This is a genomic window from Ruegeria sp. BG5 (genome assembly GCF_056538425.1).
Genome location: NZ_JBQFTC010000001.1, coordinates 1,169,286 through 1,185,763 on the forward strand (window position 1 = coordinate 1,169,286; position 16,478 = coordinate 1,185,763).

Annotated in this window: 15 protein-coding genes; 11 read left to right on the top strand and 4 right to left on the bottom strand. The window is 59.7% G+C overall.

Translation table 11 applies throughout. The features are described from left to right. The first annotated feature begins 101 nt into the window (after positions 1-101). The 4 genes from ACR0KX_RS05315 (at position 102) to rpoD (ending at position 6,089) form a co-directional block, all read left to right on the top strand. Positions 102-1,532 (top strand): Glu/Leu/Phe/Val family dehydrogenase, encoded by a 1,431-nt coding sequence (locus ACR0KX_RS05315; RefSeq protein ID WP_170451596.1) that lies wholly within the window; start codon positions 102-104, stop codon positions 1,530-1,532. 128 nt (positions 1,533-1,660) lie between these two features. Continuing rightward, the gene (locus tag ACR0KX_RS05320) at positions 1,661-1,957 is read left to right on the top strand and encodes a hypothetical protein (RefSeq protein ID WP_170451594.1); all 297 of its coding nucleotides are present in this window, start codon (positions 1,661-1,663) and stop codon (positions 1,955-1,957) included. Between the two features lie 79 nt (positions 1,958-2,036). Further along, positions 2,037-3,986, top strand: a complete 1,950-nt coding sequence (dnaG, locus tag ACR0KX_RS05325; RefSeq protein ID WP_170621569.1) for a DNA primase — start codon at positions 2,037-2,039, stop codon at positions 3,984-3,986. A 114-nt stretch (positions 3,987-4,100) separates the two neighbouring features. Then, on the top strand, positions 4,101-6,089 hold the full coding sequence (rpoD, locus tag ACR0KX_RS05330; RefSeq protein WP_170621570.1) for an RNA polymerase sigma factor RpoD: 1,989 nt from the start codon (positions 4,101-4,103) through the stop codon (positions 6,087-6,089). A 174-nt stretch (positions 6,090-6,263) separates the two neighbouring features. Here rpoD and ACR0KX_RS05335 read toward each other — a convergent pair whose 3' ends face one another. Next, the gene (locus ACR0KX_RS05335) at positions 6,264-7,283 is read right to left on the bottom strand and encodes an AraC family transcriptional regulator (protein ID WP_170517721.1); all 1,020 of its coding nucleotides are present in this window, start codon (positions 7,281-7,283) and stop codon (positions 6,264-6,266) included. Between the two features lie 320 nt (positions 7,284-7,603). Between ACR0KX_RS05335 and ACR0KX_RS05340 the strand changes: the two genes are divergently transcribed. From ACR0KX_RS05340 to ribD, 6 genes are all read left to right on the top strand, one after another. Further along, complete coding sequence (locus ACR0KX_RS05340; RefSeq protein ID WP_480708005.1) at positions 7,604-8,041, top strand: thiol-disulfide oxidoreductase DCC family protein; 438 nt, start codon at positions 7,604-7,606, stop codon at positions 8,039-8,041. Next, positions 8,042-8,584, top strand: a complete 543-nt coding sequence (locus tag ACR0KX_RS05345; protein WP_170517726.1) for a DUF4166 domain-containing protein — start codon at positions 8,042-8,044, stop codon at positions 8,582-8,584. A 79-nt stretch (positions 8,585-8,663) separates the two neighbouring features. Continuing rightward, positions 8,664-9,062 carry a hypothetical protein gene (locus ACR0KX_RS05350; protein WP_170517730.1) on the top strand — a complete coding sequence of 133 codons (399 nt, stop codon included), beginning with the start codon at positions 8,664-8,666 and terminating at the stop codon, positions 9,060-9,062. A gap of 21 nt (positions 9,063-9,083) precedes the next feature. Then, on the top strand, positions 9,084-9,497 hold the full coding sequence (locus ACR0KX_RS05355; protein ID WP_480708007.1) for a secondary thiamine-phosphate synthase enzyme YjbQ: 414 nt from the start codon (positions 9,084-9,086) through the stop codon (positions 9,495-9,497). A 120-nt stretch (positions 9,498-9,617) separates the two neighbouring features. After that, positions 9,618-10,088 carry a transcriptional regulator NrdR gene (gene nrdR / locus ACR0KX_RS05360; protein ID WP_170451578.1) on the top strand — a complete coding sequence of 157 codons (471 nt, stop codon included), beginning with the start codon at positions 9,618-9,620 and terminating at the stop codon, positions 10,086-10,088. Continuing rightward, positions 10,085-11,185, top strand: a complete 1,101-nt coding sequence (gene ribD, locus ACR0KX_RS05365) for a bifunctional diaminohydroxyphosphoribosylaminopyrimidine deaminase/5-amino-6-(5-phosphoribosylamino)uracil reductase RibD (protein ID WP_170451576.1) — start codon at positions 10,085-10,087, stop codon at positions 11,183-11,185. Before nrdR ends, ribD begins: the two co-directional genes overlap by 4 nt. Before the next feature lie 8 nt (positions 11,186-11,193). On the opposite strand, the gene ACR0KX_RS05370 is transcribed toward ribD, so the two are convergent. From ACR0KX_RS05370 to ACR0KX_RS05380, 3 genes are all read right to left on the bottom strand, one after another. After that, the gene (locus tag ACR0KX_RS05370; protein WP_170451574.1) at positions 11,194-13,182 is read right to left on the bottom strand and encodes a capsular polysaccharide biosynthesis protein; all 1,989 of its coding nucleotides are present in this window, start codon (positions 13,180-13,182) and stop codon (positions 11,194-11,196) included. Positions 13,183-13,197: 15 nt separating this feature from the next. Further along, a complete protein-coding gene (locus ACR0KX_RS05375) occupies positions 13,198-14,307 on the bottom strand; it encodes a polysaccharide biosynthesis/export family protein (RefSeq protein ID WP_170451572.1) in 1,110 nt (369 codons plus the stop codon). 103 nt (positions 14,308-14,410) lie between these two features. Further along, the gene (locus tag ACR0KX_RS05380; protein ID WP_480708009.1) at positions 14,411-15,709 is read right to left on the bottom strand and encodes a capsule biosynthesis protein; all 1,299 of its coding nucleotides are present in this window, start codon (positions 15,707-15,709) and stop codon (positions 14,411-14,413) included. Positions 15,710-15,872: 163 nt separating this feature from the next. On the opposite strand from ACR0KX_RS05380, the gene ACR0KX_RS05385 reads away from it, so the two are divergent. Next, the gene (locus tag ACR0KX_RS05385) at positions 15,873-16,460 is read left to right on the top strand and encodes a riboflavin synthase (RefSeq protein WP_170451568.1); all 588 of its coding nucleotides are present in this window, start codon (positions 15,873-15,875) and stop codon (positions 16,458-16,460) included. The last annotated feature ends 18 nt before the right edge of the window (positions 16,461-16,478 follow it).

Consider the following 16,478-nt stretch of genomic DNA (forward strand, 5'->3'; position numbering starts at 1 on the left):
TCAGGAAGTGATGAAAAAAAGTGCAAGAGAAGATTGCAGCATCGAGTAAGTGGTGCGACAAAACGTCATGACGTTTGTCAGTTACCGGTACGGAGGATTTTATGACCGGCATCAAAGAACCCAGCTTTCGTGAGAGTGTTGACCTGATGTTCAACAGGGCGGCGTCCCTGATGGATATGCCCCCGGGGTTGGAGGAAAAGATACGGGTCTGCAACGCCACCTACACGGTGCGGTTCGGTGTTCGATTGCGCGGCGAAATTCACACGTTCACCGGTTATCGCTCGGTTCATTCCGAACATATGGAGCCTGTAAAAGGCGGTATTCGTTACGCCACGGCGGTCAACCAGGACGAAGTCGAAGCGCTGGCCGCGCTGATGACCTACAAATGTGCGCTGGTTGAAACGCCCTTTGGCGGCTCGAAAGGCGGGCTATGCATCGATCCGCGCCAGTATGAGGAACATGAGCTGGAGCAGATCACGCGGCGCTTTGCCTATGAGCTTGCCAAGCGTGACCTGATCAATCCGTCGCAAAACGTTCCGGCCCCTGACATGGGGACCGGTGAACGGGAAATGGCCTGGATGGCCGACCAATACGCGCGGATGAACACAACCGACATCAACGCGCGGGCCTGTGTGACCGGCAAGCCGCTGAACGCGGGCGGAATCGCCGGGCGGGTCGAGGCAACGGGGCGCGGCATTCAGTATGCTCTGCGCGAGTTTTTCCGCCACCCGGAAGACATCGCCAAAGCCGGGTTGTCCGGCAAACTGGACGGGAAACGCATTGTGGTGCAGGGGCTCGGCAATGTGGGCTATCACGCTGCGAAATTCCTCAGCGAAGAAGATGGCTCGCGCATTGTGGGGATCATCGAATGGGATGGGGCGCTGTATAACCCCGACGGTATCGACGTCGAAGCCGTGCGCCAGTGGATCGTCAAGCATGGCGGCGTCAAGAATTACCCGGACGCGACCCACTCTGCCGAAGGCGGGGCCGTGCTGGAGGCCGAATGCGACATCCTGATTCCGGCTGCTTTGGAAGGTGTGATCAATCTCAGCAACGCTGAGCGCATTCAGGCGCCGCTGATCATCGAAGCCGCGAATGGTCCGGTGACGGCCGGGGCAGATGAAATCCTGCGCAAAAAGGGCACGGTGATCATCCCTGATATGTATGCCAATGCGGGCGGTGTGACGGTGTCCTATTTCGAGTGGGTCAAGAACCTCAGCCATATTCGCTTTGGCCGGATGCAGCGCCGTCAGGAAGAGGCGCGGCATGAGCTGATTGTCAGCGAATTGGAGCGGCTCGATCGCTATCTCGGTGATGCCTGGTCGATGTCGCCGGACTTCAAGGCCAAGTACCTGAAGGGCGCGGACGAGCTGGAGCTTGTGCGGTCGGGCCTGGATGACACCATGCGCATTGCCTACCAGTCGATGCGCGAGGTCTGGCACAGCCGCGACGATGTCGAGGATTTGCGGACCGCGGCCTATATTGTCGCAATCGACCGCGTGGCCAGCAGCTATCGGGCCAAGGGCCTCTGATCTCGGTCGGAAGGGGGCGGTTGGTCCGCCCCCTCATGAAACACCAACAACCTTTCCGAAATGGGCAATGGCAGGTCTGGCTGCGGGCGGGTAAGCTGCCGTCGAACAAACGATTCCGGGAGACCTAAATGTTGCGTATCGCTATCGCCGCCGCTGTGCTTGCCACGCCCTTGGCCGCTGCTGAAACCAAGGAAGAAAGCTGCAAGTATCAGGCCGATGTGGTTGCCGCGATTCAGCAGGCGCGTTTGGACAGGGTGAAGGAACGCGATGTCCCGCAGGCCGTTGCCGACAGCAGTCCGACCTGGCCCGAGAACTACAATGCCGCGATCCCGCTGATCACGCCCTGGGTCTACGAACAGAAGATGCGCGACGTGCGTAAAAAGGACCTCGGTGCCGCCTGGTTGGAGCTGTGTTTGCAGCAGTAATCCACAATCCCGCATTTCCTTGTGGATAAGCCCGTGCCTTCCCCTTGGCGCGGGTTTTCATTTCTGGCAGGTTTGATCCATGTCTTTGCCCCCCGGATTTCTGGATGAGTTGCGCACCCGGCTGAGCCTGTCTCAGGTCGTTGGCCGCAAGGTCATGTGGGACCCGCGCAAATCCAATCAGGGCAAGGGAGATATGTGGGCGCCGTGCCCGTTTCACCACGAAAAAACCGCGTCATTTCATGTAGATGATCAAAAAGGATTTTATTACTGCTTTGGCTGCCACGCGAAAGGCGATGCCATCAGTTTCGTGAAAGAGACCGAGAATGTCTCGTTCATCGAAGCGGTCGAGATTCTGGCGCGCGAGGCCGGGATGCCGATGCCTGCCCGTGACCCCAAAGCGCAGGAAAAGCAGGATCGCCGCTCGCAACTGGCTGATGTGATGGAGCAGGCTGTGCAGTTTTTCCGGCTGCAACTGAAGACCGGGGCAGGGGCTGCCGCACGCGATTACCTGACGCGCCGGGGTCTGGATGCGCAGGCGTTGGATCGGTGGGAGATCGGCTTTGCCCCCGATGGCTGGCAGGCGCTGTGGGATCATTTGACCAATAAGAACGTGGCCGAGGATCTGATCCTGGGCGCAGGGCTGGCCAAGCCCTCGAACAAGGGCAAAAAGCCCTATGACACGTTCCGCAACCGGATCATGTATCCGATCCGCGATCCGCGCGGGCGCTGCATTGCGTTTGGTGGTCGCGCGATGGACCCGAATGACAACGCCAAATACCTGAACTCACCCGAGACGGACCTGTTCGACAAAGGCCGCAGTCTTTACAACCATGGCCCCGCGCGTCAGGCGGCGGGCAAGGGGCAGCCGCTGATCGTGGCCGAGGGCTACATGGACGTGATCGCGCTGGCCGAGGCCGGATTTGGTGCGTCGGTGGCCCCTTTGGGGACGGCGATTTCCGAACATCAACTGCAACTGCTGTGGCGTGTTTCGGACGAGCCGATCATCGCGCTGGATGGTGACACGGCGGGTCTGCGCGCGGCGATGCGGGCGGTTGATCTGGCGCTGCCGTTGCTGGAAGCTGGTAAGTCCCTGCGCTTTGCCATCATGCCCGAAGGGCAGGACCCTGACGACCTGCTGCGCGCCGAAGGGCCGGGGGCCGTACAAGCAGTTCTCGATGGTGCGATCCCGATGGTCAAGCTGCTGTGGCAGCGCGAAACCGAAGGCAAAGTATTCGACAGCCCCGAACGCAAGGCGGCGTTGGACAAGGTGCTGCGCGATAAGATCAAGTTGATCCGCGACCCATCGATCCGGTCCCATTACGGGCAAGAGATCAAGGATTTGCGCTGGCAACTGTTTCGCCCGCAGAGACAGTCACAAAACCGTGCGTGGCAACCGCGTGGCAAATGGCAGCCGCCGAAGCAACCGGCAACGCCGGGCGCGCGGTCGTCATTCCTGGCCTCTTCGGAGAATGCGGATATCCACCTGCGTGAGGCGGCCATTCTGGCCATTGCCATTCTGAACCCGCAGGTGGTTGTTCAGTTCGAACACCAACTTGAGGATATGGAGTGCCGCGATCCGGATCACGCGGCCTTGCGCGATGCCATTCTGCGCCATGCGATCGACGACCCGGACAATCTGAAAGACCACATCGCTGAAACTTTGGGGCCCGAGCCCCTTGAAAACCTGCTGGGCCTTCGCCATGTCGCAGTGATCCCCTGTGTGTTCAAACCGGGCGACGTTGAAAAGGCCGAGATGACGCTGGCCGAGGAACTCGCGAAAATCAAAGCGCTCCGGGGGTTGGATGCTGAGATTGCCGAAGCAACTGAGGAACTGTCCGACTTGGCTGATGAGTCACTGACGTATCGGGTGGGTCAGGCCGCCGAAGAGCGTAACCGCGCAAGCCGCAGCCAGAACGAGGACAGGGCCATTTTCGACATCGCCGACAACGGTGCGCGAATCAACCGCGACGAGAAGGATGCGTTTGAGGCGATCATGTCCGGTATCAATTTCGAGCGGAAACGCCGGTAAAGTGGTGTTTTCATAAGGCACTGGAAAAGAAAAACGGGTAAACGGGTGGCCGAATCAGTTTCACGCGCTAATGATTCGGTTCCAACGAATCACCCATCCCTGCAGGAGCATTGAATGGCCGCCAAGGATACGAACGAAGACCGCAAATCCGACGAGCAGGAACAGGAAATCTCGCTGGACATGAGCCAGGCCCAGGTCAAGAAGATGATCGCCGAGGCCCGCGAGAAAGGTTACATCACCTACGATCAGCTCAATCAGGTCCTGCCGCCTGATCAGGTCAGTTCGGAACAGATCGAAGACGTTATGTCGATGCTGTCCGAAATGGGCATCAACATCATCGAAGATGAAGAGGCCGAAGAGGAAGAGAACAAGGGCTCGACCGAACTGACCACCACGGAAAGCAACCGTGAGGTTGCGCTGGCTGGTGCCGCCACCGAAAAACTGGATCGCACCGACGATCCCGTCCGCATGTATCTGCGCGAGATGGGCAGCGTCGAACTGCTGAGCCGCGAGGGCGAGATTGCCATCGCCAAGCGGATTGAGGCTGGCCGGAACACCATGATCGCCGGTCTGTGCGAAAGCCCGCTGACCTTCCAGGCAATCACCATCTGGCATGACGAATTGCTGTCCGAAGACATCCTCTTGCGCGATGTCATCGATCTGGAGACCACTTTTGGCAACCAGATGGACGAGGACGGCGATGTTCAGGAGCCTGTGGTGGATACATCCGCCGTTCAGGCCGCCAAGCCCGCCAAGGACACCGGCCCCGAACTGGATGCCGACGGCAACCCGCTGAACAATGACGATGACGATGACGACGACGATCAGGCCAACATGTCGCTGGCCGCGATGGAAGCCGCGCTAAAAGATCAGGTTCTGACCACGCTGGAACGGATCTCAACCGACTTCTCGATGCTGTCGGAAATGCAGGACAGCCGGATTTCCGCGACTTTGAACGAGGATGGCTCGTTCAGCGAAAAAGACGAAGAGACCTATCAGAAGCTGCGCGCTGAAATTGTTGAGCTGGTGAACGGGCTTCACCTGCACAACAACCGGATCGAAGCGCTGATTGACCAGCTTTACGGCATCAACCGCCGGGTCATGTCGCTGGACAGCTCGATGGTGAAACTGGCCGACCAGGCCCGTATCAACCGTCGTGAGTTCATCGATGCCTATCGCGGGCGCGAGCTTGACCCGAACTGGCTGGCCGAGATGGCGGAAAAGCCGGGCCGGGGCTGGCAGATGTTCATCGAACGCTCGACCGACAAGGTTGAGGAACTGCGCAACGATATGGCTCAGGTCGGGCAATATGTCGGTCTGGATATTTCTGAATTCCGTCGCATCGTGCAGCAGGTTCAGAAGGGCGAGAAAGAGGCGCGTCAGGCCAAGAAGGAAATGGTCGAAGCCAACCTGCGTCTGGTGATCTCGATTGCCAAAAAGTACACGAACCGTGGCCTGCAATTCCTTGATCTTATTCAGGAAGGTAACATTGGCCTGATGAAAGCGGTGGACAAGTTCGAATACCGCCGCGGGTACAAGTTCTCGACCTATGCGACATGGTGGATCCGTCAGGCGATCACGCGGTCCATCGCGGATCAAGCCCGGACGATCCGTATTCCGGTTCACATGATCGAAACGATCAACAAACTGGTCCGGACCGGCCGCCAAATGCTGCACGAAATCGGCCGCGAGCCTACGCCGGAAGAACTGGCCGAAAAGCTGCAGATGCCGCTGGAAAAGGTTCGCAAGGTGATGAAAATCGCCAAGGAACCGATCAGCCTGGAAACGCCCATCGGCGACGAGGAAGACAGCCAGTTGGGCGATTTCATCGAGGACAAGAATGCCGTTCTGCCGCTGGACAGCGCCATTCAGGAAAACCTCAAGGAAACCACAACCCGCGTTCTGGCCTCACTGACCCCGCGCGAGGAACGGGTTCTGCGGATGCGTTTTGGTATCGGCATGAACACCGACCACACGCTGGAAGAGGTCGGCCAGCAGTTCAGCGTGACCCGCGAACGTATTCGCCAGATCGAGGCGAAGGCGCTGCGCAAGCTGAAACATCCCAGCCGGTCGCGCAAACTGCGATCTTTCCTGGATCAATAGAAATCAAAGGCGCCCCGGATCCGAGGCGCCTTTTTTCTTTGCCATCACGGTTGGCTAACACGCCAAACACATTGGCGCGAACTCACAAGGATCGGGTTCGGCACACCCTTATATCGGCCCTGTCCACTCATGGGACGGGCCGGGGCGAGGCACAATTGCTGATGACCCCCGGTTCTAGTTGCGGATCGGGTGTTCGACACGGGTTTTGAAGGCGCTGGGGGCCTGACCCGTCCACCGCTTGAACGCGGTCGAAAATGCCGCCTGATCCGCATATCCCAGCGAATAGGCGATCTCGGCCAGCGGCATCCGGTTGGTGATGAAGGTCTGCGCTAGATCGCATCTCAGGTCTTCGACAATCTCTCGGAAGCTGGTGCCTTCATCCTTTAGCCTGCGGGCAAGAGTTCTGGGACTCATGCCCAGATTGGCAGCGGCCTCTTCGGCCTGCATGATATGGCCGGGCAGCGAGCGGGTGATCAGCCCTTCGACCTTGGCGCGGGTCTTTTGCTGGGGGGACCGGCGCTCGGCCAGGATACGCTCGCCATATTCCAGCAGATGCGCGCGCAGCTTTGGGTCGTAAGTTGGAACGGGCAGGTCCAATGAGGACAAGGACAGAATGATCTCCATCCGTTCTGCACCAAAAACAACCGGAAAGCCTGCAAGTTTCTGAAAGGCCTTCGCGTTTTCGCCGATTTCGTGCTGAAACCGCATTTCGATGGGATAGAACTGTGTCTGGGTCAGGTTCCGCATTCGCGCCAGCGCGGCGAACAACAGAAACTCGGTTCTGCGATGATAGCGGGCAAAGCTGGGGTCTTTCCAATCCGCCTCGAACGCTGCGAAATTCCCGGCCATGCGCAAGCTGAACGCTATAGAGGGGTCAATTATACCGTGAAACCGGGACGTGTTTTCGGTCACTTGCTTCAAATCGCGGGAATACTTGCTGATATATGCTGTCAGGGTTGAAACCGAGGTCACGTCCAATCCGGCCCGCGCGGCAAAGGTGATGTCGCGAAGCGCGTCGCAGGCATAGCGGACAAACAGCGCTTCTTTATGCGCGTCATAGGTGGTGGCGGCGGGATCCATATGGTCGGGTGCCAACCCGCTTTGCGCCAGAACGCGTTGCGAGGTCGAGGCATTGCCGCTGTGCCGGTCCAGCGATTGGGTCAGGATATGAAGACGGCCAATATCAACATCCATTGCGGTGCCCTAATGCATTTAACCAAAACCGCCCTAGGTGGTGTGAAACCTGTTAGGCGCATTGGGATCATAGGCTGAAATGTCCGGAAATCGAATGGAATTGTCCGATGCGATCAAGAGATTGCCCCGAACGTATCCTACATCGTCAGTGCTGTCGGGTCGCGACCTTTATGGGGATGAGGTCAGAGCCACCATGCGATCGCCGCGATCGCGCGGAGGCTCCCCGGCACGCGCGCCGTCCCGCCATTCTTGTCGCATTGCCTGATCGAACGCTGCGTGACACCGTATTTTTGCGCAGATCGCGGAAAGGCGGTGATGTCATGCAAAAGCCTGATGTTTCGCGGAAAACTCACGATGGCAGCCTCATCGTCTTTGATGGGGTCTGTGTCCTGTGTTCCGGGTTTTTCCGCTTTATGCTGCGGCATGACAAGGCGCAGGTGTTTCAGTTTGCTACAGCTCAGTCACCATTGGGGCAGCGCCTTTACCGGGAACTCGGTCTGCCAACGCAGGATTTTGAAACCAATCTTGTGATTGCGAATGGCGTGGTTCATCAGCGCCTCGATGCCTTCGCAGTGGCGATGGGGCAGTTGCGCGGGCCATGGCGTTTTCTGTCGCTGTGCCGGATCCTGCCTAGGTTTGTGAAGGATCCGCTTTATCACGCGATTGCACGCAACCGATATGCCATCTTCGGAAGGTCGGAAACCTGCCTTGTGCCGGATGCGGCGACCCGCTCGCGCTTTGCTGTGCAAGGGTTTTAGATGGATCCATTTTTGCAGGCTGCGGCGGAACCGACAGGGCTTCCCGAGGCGTTACATGACTTGCACAGCAAGGAAGGCACATACATCGGTCGCTGCGATATTCAGCGGGGACAAGGGTGGCTGGCCGGTTTGTCTTTGTGGTTAGGGGGGTTCCCCCACTCCGGGCGCGACGTTTCGGTCAGGGTCACGGTGTCTCGGCGCGGGCCGGGATGGGAATGGAGGCGCGATTTCGGAGGGCATATCACCCAGTCCCGCTTGTCTTTTGATCGACAGTCCAACTGCGTGCGAGAGGATTTTGGTGCCTTGTCCATCTGGTTGAAACCGGTTGTGGCCGGGGCGCGTTTGCAGATCAATATCCGGCGTTTGACCCTGTGGGGCATTGCCGTTCCAAACACGCTGCTTCCGCAGTCATCAACGGTCGAATGGCAGGACGATCAGGGCCGGTTCCGGTTTGACGTGTCCGCCCGCGCGCCGCTGGTCGGGCAGTTGATCCGCTATCATGGCTGGCTCACGCCCGATCACAGTCACCTGCCAGTGGTCTGAACAGGTTGTGAGGGGGCCTGTTCTGCGCCGGACCCGATCCTAATATTTTGACCACACACAATCAGGGAAGAGATTACCAATGAAACAGATTTTAGCCTGCGCAACGCTCGCCGCCTTTGCCCTTGGCGTTCCCGTCACCGCTGATGCCGCCCGCAATGGATACCGAACCGAGCCGATCAACAGCACCGATTTCGAAGTCATCCCGCGCGCCCAGCAATTCACGGACGGGTATTGGTGTGCGGCCGCAGATTTTGCCCGGCGCAAATTGGGGGCCGGCTGGCAGCAGCAAATTTACGTCCTGCGCGGATATGGGCCCAGCGTGACCACCGGGCGCAAGACGGCCGTACAGTTTACGCTGAAAAAACCGGCCGAGGTTCCCGCGCAACCCAGCTTTGTCTTGACGCCCTTCGTTCCTGGGTCCAGCGTATCTGTGCAAGGGGCCGAGGCACGGTGTAGGACGCGCCCGTTCATAAACTGACGCAGTGGTGAAACAGCGCGGATGCAGACAGAATTCTCGATCCAGACGCAAGGCCCCGGACTCTATGAATTCACCAAGGATGTGCATCGCTGGCTGAACCCGGTGGCGAAGGATGGCGTATTGACGCTGTTCGTTCGCCACACCTCATGTTCTTTGCTGATTCAGGAAAACGCTGACCCCGAGGTTCAAATCGATCTGCACGCGTTTTTTGAATGGCTTGTGCCGCCCTCGAACCACCCTTCGATGGCTTATCTGCGCCACACATATGAGGGGCCGGACGATATGCCAGCGCATATCAAGGCGGCGCTTATGCCGGTCTCGCTTTCGATCCCTGTCTCTGGGGGTCGTATGGCACTTGGGACATGGCAGGGGATTTACCTGTTCGAACACCGGACCGCACCGCATCGCCGTTTGGTCGCTGCGCATCTGGGGTAACCCTTTATCTAGGGGTTGAAAATTCCGACTACCCAAATCCTAGCGGCTGCCCTATAGTTGTGGATAAGTAAGCCGTAGCGCTTACAAAAAGAGGCCGAACATGGGACGAGGAGACGGCGGATGCGCTGCCCGTTTTGCGGAAATATCGACACTCAGGTGAAAGATTCACGCCCGGCAGAGGATCACGTCGCGATCCGCCGACGCCGCTTTTGTCCGGCCTGTGGGGGTCGGTTCACCACCTATGAACGCGTGCAACTGCGCGATCTGGTGGTGATCAAAACCAACGGCAAACGCGAGGATTTTGACCGCGACAAGCTGGAGCGATCAATCCGCATCTCGATGCAGAAACGCCCTGTTGATCCCGAGCGGATCGATCAGATGATCTCGGGGATTGTCCGGCGTCTGGAAAGCATGGGAGAGACCGACATACCCTCCGAAAAGATCGGTGAGATTGTCATGGAAGCTCTGGCGCGGATCGACACCGTCGCCTATGTTCGCTTTGCGAGTGTCTACAGAAACTTTCAGGCGGCCGATGATTTCGAGGAGTTTGTCCACGAACTGCGCCCGCCGCAGCCTCCGACGGACGAGTGAGCGAAACAGATAAGCGATTTATGGCGCTGGCCTTGTCATTGGGTCAGCGCGGCCAAGGGTCATGTTGGCCTAACCCGGCAGTCGGGTGCGTTGTCGTGCAGGGTGGCAGGATTGTCGGGCGAGGCTGGACCCAGCCCGGCGGGCGACCCCATGCGGAAACCGAGGCTTTGGCTCAGGCAGGAGACGCGGCCAGGGGCGCGACGGCCTATGTGACGCTGGAACCCTGTTCGCATCACGGTAGGACACCGCCTTGCGCTGCAGCCCTGATCGAGGCTGGGGTCGGGCGTGTTGTTGCTGCCGTGGAAGACAGTGATCCCCGCGTGGCGGGGCAGGGCTTTGCCATGTTGCGCGAAGCCGGGATCGAGGTTGAAACCGGCGTTCTGGCCGAGCAGGCCGAACGGGATCTGGCAGGCTTTTTCCTGAAGACCGAGCAAGGCCGCCCCTTTGTTACCCTGAAACTGGCCAGCAGCTTTGACGGGCGCATTGCAACCCAGACCGGGCATAGCCAGTGGATCACGGGCCCCGAGGCGCGCCGCGCCGTTCACGCGATGCGCGCGCGTCATGATGCGGTGATGGTGGGTGCAGGCACGGCTCGGGCGGATGATCCGTCGCTGACCGTGCGTGATCTGGGCGTCGCGCAGCAGCCTGTGCGCGTTGTCGTGTCCCGCCATCTCGACTTGCCGCTTATGGGGCAGCTTGCGCGCACCGCAGCCGAGGTTCCGGTCTGGCTGTGCCACGGCCCCCATCCCGATGCCGAACGTGCGCGCGCATGGGACGGGCTGGGCGCGCGCCTGATCCCCTGTGCCTTGCAGGATCACCATATTGATGCGGCGGATCTGTTGCAGCAACTGGGTCAGGCCGGGCTGACCCGAGTGTTTTGCGAAGGCGGGGCCGCGCTTGCTGCCTCACTATTGGAAAAGGACCTGGTGGATGAGCTGGTCGGCTTCACCGCGGGCCTGACCATCGGGGCCGAGGGTTTGGCCGCAGTTGGTCGGTTGGGGCTGGAAAAGCTGGACGCGGCCCCCCGGTTCGAACTGATCGAAACCCGCGCTATCGGTCCCGACATTCTGCATCGTTGGCGACGTCCAACGCAGTGACGTTCCGGTCAGCGCCACAAATGCGCATGTGTGGCAAACGCCCCCTGAAGCTTGGACAGAAACCGGTTCAAAGGCCCCGTTGGCGCGGCCGTGTCACTCACCAACCGATCAACGGCGACTTCGACCGGGCAGGGCTGTCCGGTCAACGGATCCATGTAGCGCGGGTAATCAATCAGCGTCGCATGAACCAGCCCTATCAAGGACGGGCGCGCGCCGCGCCGGACAGGCACCGCACCCAAATCGGTTGTCAGCCCCCAACCGGCATAAAAGGGCGCGCCCAGCGTCGTGACCTGAACACCGCGTAAAAGCGCCTCGAACCCCAGTAGCGAGGTCATGGTCCAGACTTCGTTCACATGAGGCAGCAAAGACGCCGGATCGCAATTGTCGAGGATCAGATCCGCCAGTTCCTCCGCCTCAATGCGCCCCTCACGCAGCCCGGCTTCGACATCGGGATGAGGTTTGTAGATCAAAACGGCGTCCGGATTCGCTTCCCGCGCGGTTTGCAGCAACTCAAGATTGGTGCGCACGCCGCTGGTGCCCAACAGGATCGAGGCATCATCCTCAACTTGTCCCGGCACAAGAATGCGGTGCCCATCTGGCAGGGTCGGCGCGGGCTGGCCGGTGTTGTATTTGCTCAGACCGTCCGAGAGCAGCCTGCTGACCAGCCGCTCGGCCCGCCGTTCCTGATCGGGGCGCAGGGTTTCGCGCTGGGCGATCAATTCCTCCAACCGGCTAGGCCGTGTGGGGTCGTAGTAAATCCCCAGATCGTCCGTCACCAGTGACAGAGGCGGAACCAGCTCGGCCCCCAATCCGCGCGAGCGCAAAAAGCCATCCTCGACCCGAATGGCCCCTTCGGCATCCCGGGCCTGATTGGCCCAGACCATGTGGGGGCGATCGGACGTTGTCGGCGGGGCCGAGGTGAATTGCATCTTTTTGTGACGCCCAAACATCTGTTGCAGATGCTTGCGCTTCCACAGCCGCATGCCCGACGCGGTCCAGCCAAACCGATCCTGCCGCCACGCGCGGCTCAGCGCTTCGAGCGTGTCCAGAACGGTTTCCAACTCGCACAATTGGTCCTGATATGGGTCGTACCAGACTGGGTAAAGCAGCATGGATGCCGCGAATAACTGCGGTCGGGTCAGATTGCGGGTGCGGCGCGGGATTGGGTTTTCATCCTGCGTCAGCCCCCAACCCGCATAGAAAGGCTGCCCAAAGACGCGGGGCTTGTGACCGGCCAGAATAGCCTCGAATCCCAGTTGCGACGACAGTGTGTAAACAGCAACCGCGCCTTCCAGCAGGGACCACGGGCTGATCGGGTCGCTTAGAAAGGACACCCGGTCAGACAGGTCCTGATCGCTGAAATGCCCCGCGCGATGGCCGGTCTGCGTTTCCGGGTGCGTTTTGATGATGATCCTTGCGCCCGGGTTTTCCTCTTGCGCGATCACCAGCATTTCGCGGAAGCGGGCATAGTCGCCGCCACTGGCCGTTACTGCCGCATCACCTAGGGTCTGATCGATGACAAGCACATATCCGGGGTCGGGTGGTGCAATATCCAGATCAAAGGCCGAGTATTTGCTGAGATGCAGGTCTTTCAGTCGCGCGATTGCCCCCCGAGCCCGGTCCAGCAGCGCAGTGTCATCCAGCGGGTGCGTGGCCAACAGGGTCTCAAGATCAGATGGCGCAGACGGGTCGAAATGCAGACCTGTTCGATCCAACAGCAGGCCCAGCGGCGCTTCGCCCTGACGACCGGGGTGAAGCGAGCGCAGAAACGCGTCTTCGACCCGCAGGACCGGGGCATCGTACTTACCCGCAACGCGCAGGCCGCGATGGGCGGTCGGACTATTGCCCCAAACCCCAACCATGTCGCCGGGTTTCAGCAGGCCCAGACGAATGTCATAGCCAGCCAAGGACAGGATGCGCCGAATGCGCCGATTGGTCAGAAATCCCCCATTATACACAAACAGCCGAGAGCGCTCCGCCCCGGCTGCGGTGTCCATTTCGGGGGTCACGGATCAGTTGCCGGTCAGGGTCGCGACGTTTGCAACCGGAGTCAGCCCGCCCGCGATAAGCGAGATCGATTTGCTCCACTGCGCATAAGGCGCTTCGGTCACGTAGATCGTGTCGTCGTCGCGGATGACAAAGTCACGGGCGATGAACAGGCCATTCGGCGCGGTGAGGTTGAGCAGGTAGATCATCCGCTGATCGCCTTGCAACTCGGCCCGGCCCGTCACGCTGCGGGCGATGTCCTGACGTTCTTTCCGCAGGATGAAAATCCCGGTCGGATCCGAGGACAGGCCCTGCAAACCACCGACCTGCGCCAGGGCTTCCAAAGCTGACAGGTCCTGAGTGTCAAAGGCGATGCGGGACTGCCCGCCGGTTGCGCCAAGCGCGATGTAGGATCGGCTGTCCGCCTCGACCAGAATACGGTCACCGCCACGCAGCGCCACATCCAGCCTCGGATTGGTGAACAGGTCTTCATACCAGACCGTGCCCTTTTGGTCGCCCCGGATCAGGGTGACCAGCGCAATGTCCGATCCGACGGCCACGCCGCCCGCCTGAGACAACATGCCCAGCAAGGTGCGGGTGGGGCGTTCAATCGGGTAAATACCGGGGGCTCCAATTGTGCCTGTCAGCGACACGGTCGAGCCATCGCCGGCAACGCGGCGCACCTCAACCTGCGGGTCGGGGGTTTGTTCTTGCAAGCGGTTGGTGATCAGGATGCGCAACTGCTCGGGCGTGTTCCCGGCGGCGCGCAGGCGTCCGGCATAGGGTACAAAGATGAAACCTTCGCTATCGACCTGCACCTCGTCCAGCGCAGTGGCCGAGCCGGTTTCGCCAGCCAGCAATCCGTCATCCACGTTTTCCCAGATGGTCAGGCCCAGAACATCGCCGGGGCGCACCGTATCGGCCGCCACGCTTTGCGCACTGCTGAACGACGACGAAAAGCCAAATTGCGGAACGCTGGAGGTTGCCCGTGTGACACGATCATCGACCTCAACCACGAAGGCATTGCCGCCATTTTCGACCGAGCCTGCCAGAATCTCTGATTTGTTCGGTCCGGATTTGGGAAGCTGACACGCGGCCAAAAGGCCGCAAAGGCCCACAAGGGTAATCCCCCGCATCCATCGGATTGGAAAGCTCTGCACTGCCGATGATCCTCAGTATTCTTAGTTTTGGGAAACTTACCCGCTTCGGGATACAACATCCAGCAGAGGATGCCCCATTTCACTCAACGAGCCGCAACTGTGGCGTCAGTGCCTCGTTGTTTCTGAGGACATTCTGATAAGGATCGTTGGCGCGCAACATCATGTCTGCGGCGCGGCGCAGCAATTGCCGACGCCCCCGGCGCGAATAGAACCCGCCTGGAACCTGACTGGTTTCCAACAGGAACTGACGATAGATGCGGTAGGCCTTGGCATCCGGCATATCGGGATTTGCATAGAAGTCTTCGATGGCTTGATGCGACGCGAATTCTGGCTTGTCATAGACCGATTTGCCAAAGATCCGCAGCGGAATGCCTCGCCACAGCACCTGTTGACCGGCCGTTGAGTTGATCGTGACGGCCGAGTTCGCCTCATCCAGCAGTTTGGCCAGCTTGCCGCCCGGCACATAGTGAACGCGATCTTCGATCCCAAGCGCGCGTGCCATCTGACGTACGCGGCGACGCAGCGGTTCGCGGTGGTTTTCCAACGGGTGTTCCTTGATCACCAGCCGATGATGTCCCGGCGCGCCCTTGGCAAAACCCGTGATCATCTGTTCGAGAAACGCGCTCATCCCTGAGTAATCGGAATGCGCCTGTACCGAGCTGTCGTGACCCAGTTGCAAAAGGATAAGGTGATAGGGGTGGGGGCTTTTGCGGACCAATCCCGTGGACCAACCCCTTTGAATGCGATGGAACGGCATCAGTGCCAGCCGCTTGAAATATAGCCGGAATTCTTTTGACACCGGCAATTCCCGGTGCGGGCGGAAGTTCCGGTAACGGCGGTTCAGGAACAACACGAACCAATGGTAAAGCGCGCCGTAGAAGATGTGCTGGCGCATATCCCCCCAATGCGACGGTGGCGGCGGGGACTGCGTGTCCGAATGCTCCAGCGCCTGTTGCATATCCTCGACATTCAGCGACATGAGGCGCGAGTTTCCGTTCGAGCCGCCACGCTCATACGTGACCCACCAGGGCCTTAGATACCCTTCCTCGAACACATGCACGGTGATGCCGCGCGACCGCGCGATTTCAACGGCGCGCGCATGAATCGGGCGGGTGTCGCCATACAACGCAATGTCGGTCACGCCTTTTCCGACGATCAGGTCAATCAGGGTTTCGGACCAGCGGTCCGGCGTGTCGCGAAACGGGATATAGCTGGATTTGTCGAACCAGAACGCCCGATCACCTGCGTTGAACCCTACGCGCCAGACCTGCGCGCCCGATGCTTGCAACATCCGCCCAAGGGCGCTGAAAAACGGCCCATGGGGCCCCTGAAGAAACAGGAAGACGCGGTTATTTCGGGCGGTGGTTGAGTGGTTCATCTTGGTGACAATATCCAAACTTCTGGGCGAATCTATGCCGTATCTCGCCAGTTTTTTGTTCAATCCGGCCTTTTTTACCGTGTCGGGTCCTTGCCCGCGCAAAGGGATGGGCGTACCTCAGCTTGTGAAAACACGCTCAGGTTAGGGAACGAGGGTTAACAGGATGTTTACAGGGATCGTCACCGATGTCGGCACTGTCACCGAGTTGGAGCAACAAGGCGACCTGCGCGCCCGTATTCAGACGGCCTATGACACGTCCGGCATCGATATCGGGGCGTCGATTGCCAGCGATGGCGTGTGCCTGACCGTGATCGCGCTGGGCGACGACTGGTATGACGTTCAGATCAGCGCCGAGACTGTGTCAAAAACCAACCTGAACAGCTGGACCACCGGATCGCGGGTGAACTTGGAACGCGCCTTGAAGGTGGGTGACGAACTGGGCGGTCATATCGTCTCGGGCCATGTCGATGGCGTTGCCGAGGTTGTCGCGGTTGAGGATGAAGGCGACAGCACAAGGGTCACGTTGCGCGCGCCTGCGGATCTGGCGCGGTTCATTGCGCCGAAAGGGTCGGTTGCGTTGAACGGAACCTCGCTGACCGTCAATGACGTGGACGGTCGTGATTTTGGTATCAACTTTATCCCGCATACCAAAGAGGTCACGACCTGGGGTGATGTTGCTGTCGGGGATCACGTTAACCTCGAAATCGACACGCTGGCCCGGTACGTCGCCCGCCTGGCCGAGATGTCCTGACCGCGAAATACGTCGCGT

Coding starts and splice junctions, on each gene's coding strand:
- ACR0KX_RS05315 (WP_170451596.1), top strand. CDS start 102: ATGACCGGCATCAAAGAACCCAGCTTTCGTGAGAGTGTTGACCTGATG.
- ACR0KX_RS05320 (WP_170451594.1), top strand. CDS start 1,661: ATGTTGCGTATCGCTATCGCCGCCGCTGTGCTTGCCACGCCCTTGGCC.
- dnaG (WP_170621569.1), top strand. CDS start 2,037: ATGTCTTTGCCCCCCGGATTTCTGGATGAGTTGCGCACCCGGCTGAGC.
- rpoD (WP_170621570.1), top strand. CDS start 4,101: ATGGCCGCCAAGGATACGAACGAAGACCGCAAATCCGACGAGCAGGAA.
- ACR0KX_RS05335 (WP_170517721.1), bottom strand. CDS start 7,283: ATGGATGTTGATATTGGCCGTCTTCATATCCTGACCCAATCGCTGGAC.
- ACR0KX_RS05340 (WP_480708005.1), top strand. CDS start 7,604: ATGCAAAAGCCTGATGTTTCGCGGAAAACTCACGATGGCAGCCTCATC.
- ACR0KX_RS05345 (WP_170517726.1), top strand. CDS start 8,042: ATGGATCCATTTTTGCAGGCTGCGGCGGAACCGACAGGGCTTCCCGAG.
- ACR0KX_RS05350 (WP_170517730.1), top strand. CDS start 8,664: ATGAAACAGATTTTAGCCTGCGCAACGCTCGCCGCCTTTGCCCTTGGC.
- ACR0KX_RS05355 (WP_480708007.1), top strand. CDS start 9,084: ATGCAGACAGAATTCTCGATCCAGACGCAAGGCCCCGGACTCTATGAA.
- nrdR (WP_170451578.1), top strand. CDS start 9,618: ATGCGCTGCCCGTTTTGCGGAAATATCGACACTCAGGTGAAAGATTCA.
- ACR0KX_RS05370 (WP_170451574.1), bottom strand. CDS start 13,182: ATGGACACCGCAGCCGGGGCGGAGCGCTCTCGGCTGTTTGTGTATAAT.
- ACR0KX_RS05375 (WP_170451572.1), bottom strand. CDS start 14,307: ATGCGGGGGATTACCCTTGTGGGCCTTTGCGGCCTTTTGGCCGCGTGT.
- ACR0KX_RS05380 (WP_480708009.1), bottom strand. CDS start 15,709: ATGAACCACTCAACCACCGCCCGAAATAACCGCGTCTTCCTGTTTCTT.
- ACR0KX_RS05385 (WP_170451568.1), top strand. CDS start 15,873: ATGTTTACAGGGATCGTCACCGATGTCGGCACTGTCACCGAGTTGGAG.